The 6,258-nt window shown below is 70.2% G+C and carries 7 protein-coding genes and 1 pseudogene; 3 read left to right on the forward strand and 5 right to left on the reverse strand.

What is annotated here, in order from left to right; all coding sequences use genetic code 11:
- Positions 1–140 (forward strand): annotated as a pseudogene (locus VNW53_RS03790) (IS5/IS1182 family transposase); the annotation flags it as partial.
- Here VNW53_RS03790 and ruvC read toward each other — a convergent pair.
- A complete protein-coding gene (gene ruvC / locus VNW53_RS03795; protein ID WP_325553742.1) occupies positions 137–643 on the reverse strand; it encodes a crossover junction endodeoxyribonuclease RuvC in 507 nt (168 codons plus the stop codon). The pseudogene VNW53_RS03790 and the gene ruvC overlap by 4 nt on opposite strands.
- A 238-nt stretch (positions 644–881) precedes the next feature.
- On the opposite strand from ruvC, the gene VNW53_RS03800 reads away from it, so the two are divergent.
- On the forward strand, positions 882–1,895 hold the full coding sequence (locus VNW53_RS03800; protein WP_325553743.1) for a mechanosensitive ion channel family protein: 1,014 nt from the start codon (positions 882–884) through the stop codon (positions 1,893–1,895).
- Here the strand turns inward: VNW53_RS03800 and VNW53_RS03805 are convergent.
- A complete protein-coding gene (locus tag VNW53_RS03805; RefSeq protein WP_325553744.1) occupies positions 1,837–2,205 on the reverse strand; it encodes an EthD domain-containing protein in 369 nt (122 codons plus the stop codon). The genes VNW53_RS03800 and VNW53_RS03805 overlap by 59 nt on opposite strands.
- Before the next feature lie 121 nt (positions 2,206–2,326).
- Between VNW53_RS03805 and VNW53_RS03810 the strand changes: the two genes are divergently transcribed.
- Entirely contained in the window at positions 2,327–4,174 is a 1,848-nt protein-coding gene (locus VNW53_RS03810) for an NF038122 family metalloprotease (protein ID WP_325553745.1), read from the forward strand.
- Between the two features lie 148 nt (positions 4,175–4,322).
- On the opposite strand, the gene VNW53_RS03815 is transcribed toward VNW53_RS03810, so the two are convergent.
- From VNW53_RS03815 to VNW53_RS03825, 3 genes are all read right to left on the reverse strand, one after another.
- Positions 4,323–4,616 (reverse strand): UrcA family protein, encoded by a 294-nt coding sequence (locus tag VNW53_RS03815; RefSeq protein WP_325553746.1) that lies wholly within the window; start codon positions 4,614–4,616, stop codon positions 4,323–4,325.
- 169 nt (positions 4,617–4,785) lie between these two features.
- Positions 4,786–5,361 carry a hypothetical protein gene (locus tag VNW53_RS03820; protein ID WP_325553748.1) on the reverse strand — a complete coding sequence of 192 codons (576 nt, stop codon included), beginning with the start codon at positions 5,359–5,361 and terminating at the stop codon, positions 4,786–4,788.
- A gap of 2 nt (positions 5,362–5,363) precedes the next feature.
- Positions 5,364–6,077, reverse strand: coding sequence for a peptidylprolyl isomerase (locus VNW53_RS03825; protein ID WP_325553750.1), 714 nt, complete (start codon positions 6,075–6,077; stop codon positions 5,364–5,366).
- Positions 6,078–6,258 lie beyond the last annotated feature (181 nt).

A 6,258-nucleotide genomic window follows, 5' to 3' on the forward strand; every position in this document is an offset into this window, starting at 1 on the left:
TCGTCGAGCGCTACTTCTGCAAACTCAAGCACTTCCGCCGTGTCGCCACGCGCTTCGACAAGCTCGCCAGGAACTTCCTTGCCGCCGTGCTCCTCGCCTCAACTCGACTCTGGCTCAGAGCTTATGAGTCCACGACCTAGGCCGCGTAGCTGCGAGCGCGGCGGGCGTGGGCGTGGGCGATGGCGACGGCGAGCGCGTCGGCGGCGTCGGCGGTCGTGTCGCCGGCTGTGGGCAGCAGGCGGCGGATCATGAAGCCCACCTGGACCTTGTCGGCCGCGCCGGTGCCGACCACGGCCTTCTTGACCACGGTGGCGGCGTATTCGGCGACGCCGAGGCCCGCGCGCGCCGGCGCGATCAGGCAGCAGGCCCGCGCGTGGCCCAGCTTCAGCGTCGACTGGGCGTTGGTGTTCATGAAGGTCTCCTCCACCGCGGCCTCATGCGGGCCGTGCAGGGCGATGACCTCGGCGATCCGGTCGAAGAGGATCAGCAGCCGCTCGGCGAAGGGCAGGCTGTCCTTCGGCGCGATGACGCCATGGGCGATGTGGGTGAGGCGAGCGCCCTCCACCGCGATCACGCCCCAGCCGGTGCGGCGCAGGCCAGGGTCGAGGCCAAGGATGCGAAGGGGCTGATTCGGCGCGTTCATCGTCTGTTCCAGTGTGCCGGACCCAGGGATGAAGCGGAAGGGTTGATGAAGGGTGAGCGAGCCGCCAAGCAGAATGGCCGCCGTGAGATTGAAGCCGGGGGCTGGGGGCTTCTCGCCTCTCCCTCTCGGCTTCGCCGGGGGAACGGCGGAATGTCACTGGATCTATGGCGCAGGCGCGGCGCCGAACGGGCCGCCGGACAGTTGATGGGCCCTGGACCAACAGCCTCGCGAGGGATCCTTGGCCGCGCCCGCTCTTCCCGACATCCCGACCAATCCGACCCTGCCGCCGTTCGTGACCGACGCCCGGCGCCTGCTGCTGGGCGACGGACAGCTCTTGCGCAACATGGCCGACGCCGCCGGCGGACTCGCGGTGAATCTGGCCGTGGCGCTCGCGATCTTCCTGGCCACCATGTGGGCGGCCAACTGGGCCTCGCAGTTGACGGCGAGCGGCATCGCCCGGGCCCACCGACGACGGCCGCCGGACACCACCCTTCAGAGCTTTGCGGCCTCGCTGGTGCGCTACCTGGTGATCGTGGTCGGGTTGATCGCGGTGCTGCAGCAACTGGGGGTGAAGGCCACCTCGGTGATCGCGGTGCTGGGCGCGGCGTCCCTGGCCATCGGCCTGGCCCTGCAGGGGGCGCTGGCCAATGTGGCGGCGGGGGTCATGCTGCTGGTGCTGCGGCCCTACCGGGTGGGCGACGCGGTGGAGGTGGCCGGGCGGCAGGGGACGGTGCGCGGCCTTGACCTGTTCGCCACGCGGCTGTCGAGCGGCGACAACCTCAGCGTCCATGTGCCCAACGCCAAGGCGTTCGGGGATATCATCGTCAACCAGAGCACGCCGGTGGCGCGGCGTGAGAGCCTCGATTTCGTGATCGACTACGAGGACGACGTGGACCGGGCGCTGGCGATCCTCCTGGCCTGCGCCGCCGCCGAGCCCGGCGTCAGCCCCAAGCCCGAGCCTTGGGCCGGGATGACGGCCTTGGGCGAGCGGGGCGTCACGGTGACGCTCCGCGCCTGGTTCGCACCCAAGGCCTACGACACCGGACGCTATGACCTGTTGAAGCGGGTGAAGGACGCGCTGGAGTCGCAGGGCTTCTCCTTCCCCTATCCGCAGCAGGTGGCGGTGGAAGCGCGCCGGTTCGAGCCGCCACGCAGCCGGCGCTCGGCCAAGGCGTCAGGCGGCAAGCGCGCGGCTAGCCCACCACCGGCCGTTCCTGGCTCCACCAGAGGGGGCTCTTGGGCAGGTCGATGAAGCGGCGCTCGTCCTCCAGGAGGAGGGCGCCGGCTTCGCGGGCCTCGGGCCGCTCGGCGTTGGCGGCCACCGCCTCCAGGCTGTCGAACCACAGCTCGGCCACGCCGTCGTACTCGACGCGCGTCTGGCGGGCGGCGCGGACCTGGATGTTCAGGTCGTGCGGCAGGCTGTGGACCTGGACATAGCGGCGGATCTGCAGGACCTCGGCCACCGACGCGACCAGGGGCCCGTGGGTGTCGAACCAGTAGGCCTGGAAGGCCTCGCGGCTTAGGTGCGGCAGGCGGGTGAGGCAAAATGTCAATTTGATCATGTCATTCCCGAGATGGTCGCGCCACGGTCCGGCCCTATTGTCCCCGATCCTCGGTCCTTCAGTTGACAAGGTCCAGGCCCGCCGCCCCGTGGACGACGCAGCTTAACGCAGGAGCCCGGCCATGACCCTGGCCACCGAGGCCGTCACGCTCGCCGGAAGCGGCCTGGTCTTCATCAACGACTACAGCGCCGCCGTGACCCCGGCCTATCGCGACGCGATCATCGCGGCGGAAAACACCCTGCAGTCCAGTTTCACCAACCAACTGACCGTCAGCGTCTCGTTCGACTACCAGGCGCTCGGCCAGAACGTGGTGGCGCAGAACAACTTCGACGAGACCGACGTCAGCTATTCGGCCTTCGTGGCGGCCCTGCGCGCCCACGCCACGACGCCCAACGACCTGCTGGCGGTGAACGGCCTGCCCGCCAGCGATCCGTCGAACGGCGCGGGCTTCGCCATCCCCACGGCCGAGGCGGTGATGCTCGGCCTTGCGAAGCAGACCAATGCGGTCGACGACCAGGTCACGCTGAACTCGAGCCTCAACCTCACCTTCAACGGCGACGCCACCGGGGCCGTCCTGCACGAAATCTCTGAAGGGGTGTTCGGCCGCGTCGCCAGCCTGGGGGTCGCGGAGACGCGCTGGAATCCGCTGGACCTGTTCCGCTTCACCGCCGCGGGCCAGCGCGACTACACGGGCGGGTCGGACGGGGTGACCACCTATTTCGGCCTGGACCCCAGCCACGTCTCGAGCCTCGCCTACCACAGCTCGGTCAGCGCCACGGGCAAGTTCGACGGCTCCGACCTGGGGGACTGGGCCAGCACCCTGGGCGACGCCTTCGGCCCCGGCTCGGTGGGCGTGCCGGCGACGTTGTCGACCACCGACCTGCAGGTGCTGGACGTGCTGGGGTGGAACCCCAGCAGCTCGTCGACCTTCACCCCGGCGCCCGACGATTTCGCCAACAGCCTGACCGACACCACCCATCCGTTCGGGCATATCGCGGTCGGCGGCACGGCTGCCGGGGCGCTGCAGATCGCCGGCGACCGCGACTGGTTCACCGTGCAGTTCCAGGCCGGCGTCACCTACACGATCAGCGAGACGGGCCAGGCCGGCGGCGGCGGAACGCTGGGGGACCCGTACCTGCGGCTGCACGACGCCAGCGGCGCCCTCGTGGCGTCGAACGACGACATCACCCTGGGGAGCAATCCCGACTCGCGGATCGTGTTCACCGCGACCACCAGCGGGACCTACTACGTCGAGGCGGGCGCGTTCACCGACGGCTACGCCGGAAGCTATACGGTGGGCGTCACGCAAGGGGGCTCCCAGCCGACCGCGGGCCAGGTGCTCAACCCCGGGCCCGGGGACAACACCCTGGTGGGCGGAGCCGGCGACGACACCATCACCGGCGGCTCCGGCTCGAACTACCTGCGCGGCGGGCCGGGCGACGACATCATCAACGGCGGCTCCGGCTTCAACGACATGAACGGCAACCAGGGGAACGACACCCTGCATGGGGGCACGGGGTCCAACTGGGTGGTCGGGGGCCAGGGCGACGACTCGCTGGTCGGCGGCGGCGGCTATCAGGACCTGGTGCTGGGCAACCTGGGCAACGACACCCTGCACGCCGGCTCGCAGGCCAATGTGCTGCGCGGCGGCCAGGGGGACGACTCGATCGTCGGCGGGGCCGGCAACGACTTCATCTCCGGCGACCTGGGCAACGACACCGAGGTCGGCGGCGGCGGCGCGGACATCTTCCACGGCTCGCAGAACATCGGCGTCGACCAGGTGATGGACTTCAACTACGCCCAGGGCGACCGGGTGGAGCTCGATCCCGGCACGACCTATGTGGTCAACCAGATCGGCGCCAACACGGTGATCGACATGGGCAACGGCAGCGAGATGATCCTGGTGGGGGTGCAACTCAGCAGCCTGCCCAGCGGCTGGATCTTCGAGGGCACGCTCAGCCACCTCTAGGGCGCAGGGCCCGGGCCGGACAGCAAAAGACCCGCGACCGGGGAGGGTCGCGGGTCTGGTCGCCCGCCTGGCGGCCGGGGAGCCTGGGCGGGCTGGCTGGAAGGCCGGGGTAAGCCCTCACACTCCAATGTACGCACCGAAACCGACTTTAGACGCGGCTGGCGAACTGGGTCGTCGCGGCGGCCTTTTCGTTGGCTTCGGCGTGGACGCCGGCCTGGCAGGCGGCCTTGTTGGTCAGGTTGCGCTCGACGATGCAGAGGCGCTTGGCGGCATGGTCGACGCGCTGGTCGAACATGACGCGGCCGGCGGGGCTGGCCAGGTTCAGGTCGCCGGTGCGGACCCGTTCGCCGGCATGGGCGGCGGTGGTCAGGGCGGCGAGCGGCAGGGCGGCCAGGGCCAGGGTGGCGATGCCGGCGAAGCGGGAGGCGACGGAGGTCTTCATCGGGGTAGTCCTCTTCATGTGCGGTTGGCGGTGCGGGCCGCCGATGAAGAGGGAATACTTGGGGACACCTGTTAAGTCCCGTGAAGTCTGCGTAATGACCTCGAATTCACAAAGTTACCGCAGATTCATTACCTAAACGCCGCGTAATGTTCTGAACAAGTTGTAATGTTCAGCCCGCGTAGTCCGGCACGCCGATGAGCTGCAGGAAGGTGATCGCCACCACCGGCTTCTGGGGGACGTTGGTGAAGTTGGCCGCGGGGCGGGCCTCGACGGCCAGGGTGGCGATGATCCAGGCGTCGGGGAAGGCCTTGAGCTCGCGGTCGGCCATGCCCTTCAGGTGCGGGCAGTGGGTGAGCGCGCGCTGGGCGCAGGCGCGGTGCAGGGGGGCGATGGCGCCGGCGTCGAACAGGGGATGCTCGTCCTTCAGGTCCTGCGGCAGCCAGACGCCCATGTTGCGGTCGCGGACCTCCCGCGCGGTGGTCCAGCGGCCGGTCTGGCTCCAGCGGTCGCCCTTGGCGGTGGGCTTGCCGCACATCGGGCAGAGCATCTCGCGCACCGACTTGCGCTGGCGGAACAGGTGGTTGCGCGAATAGAGCGGGCGGCCCTCGCCGGGCTTGTCGGCCTGGGCCAGAGCCATGGCGCCGTCGACGCTGGGGCAGGGGCCGACGCCCAGCATCGGTTCCTCCGACCAACTGGTCACCCATGGCACGTCGACGCCGACCTGCAGTCTGGAAGCGGTGGACATGGTCAGGCCTTCGGCGGGGTGGTCGCGGCAGGGGCCGGCGCGGGGGCCGGGGTTGCGGCCGGGGGCGCCGCGGCGGGGGCGGCGGCAGGGTCCGGCGGCGGGGCGCGGCGGATGGAGATGATCTTCACAGGATGGACCAGCATCTCGCCCTTCATGGCGCCGACGCCGGCGTTGGGGTCGGTGGGTTTCCCCAGGATGGCCTCGGCCACCGGCTTGCCGTCGACCATACGCCCGAAGGCGGCGAAGCCCGGGTTGGACGGATCCTTCGGGTCGGCGTCGAGGTAGGCCATGTCGCCGATGCAGATGAACCAGTCGGCCTGGGCCGTGCCCGGCGCGTGGCGGCCCATGGAGATCACCCCGTCGGTGTGCTTGATCCCGGTCTTCAGCGTGCTCTCGTGGGCGATGGGCGGCAGGACCTTCTTGGGGTTGTTTTGCAGGCCGCCCTGGATGGTGCCGTAGTCGTTGGCCGTCTGCCCCTTGGGCTTGGAGGCCCGGTAGAAGGTCGCCCCGTCATAGAGCTTGCGGTCGACGTACTTCAGGAAGTTGGCCGCGGTGACCGGCGCCTTGTCGGGGTAGAGCTCGACGGTGATGACGCCCTCGGTGGTGGTGATCGCCACGCGGGGGTTCGCCGGCGACTGGGCCGAGGCCGGGGCAGGGACGGCGGCGGCCAGGCTCGCGGCGGCGGCGAGGGCGAGGAGGGAGCGGCGAAGGAGCATGGGCCGAACTTACCCCATGGCGCCGGCGCGGCAACGCACGATGGTGTCGGTCTGGCCGGTGGCGCGCAGGCCGGCGGGCGTCATGGCGAAGGTCTCGGCTCGCCTGGCGCAGACGCGGCGCGGGGCGCCCTCGCTGGCGATCTCGGTGACCACGTCGGCGGCGGCCTGGGCGCTCGCCCCG

Source organism: Phenylobacterium sp. (genome assembly GCF_035569475.1).
Lineage (GTDB): Bacteria > Pseudomonadota > Alphaproteobacteria > Caulobacterales > Caulobacteraceae > Phenylobacterium.

Excerpts from the sequence above, each read along its gene's own strand:
- VNW53_RS03805 (WP_325553744.1), bottom strand. The coding sequence starts at position 2,205 with ATGATCAAATTGACATTTTGCCTCACCCGCCTGCCGCACCTAAGCCGC.
- VNW53_RS03820 (WP_325553748.1), bottom strand. The coding sequence starts at position 5,361 with ATGTCCACCGCTTCCAGACTGCAGGTCGGCGTCGACGTGCCATGGGTG.
- VNW53_RS03825 (WP_325553750.1), bottom strand. The coding sequence starts at position 6,077 with ATGCTCCTTCGCCGCTCCCTCCTCGCCCTCGCCGCCGCCGCGAGCCTG.
- VNW53_RS03815 (WP_325553746.1), bottom strand. The coding sequence starts at position 4,616 with ATGAAGACCTCCGTCGCCTCCCGCTTCGCCGGCATCGCCACCCTGGCC.
- VNW53_RS03810 (WP_325553745.1), top strand. The coding sequence starts at position 2,327 with ATGACCCTGGCCACCGAGGCCGTCACGCTCGCCGGAAGCGGCCTGGTC.
- ruvC (WP_325553742.1), bottom strand. The coding sequence starts at position 643 with ATGAACGCGCCGAATCAGCCCCTTCGCATCCTTGGCCTCGACCCTGGC.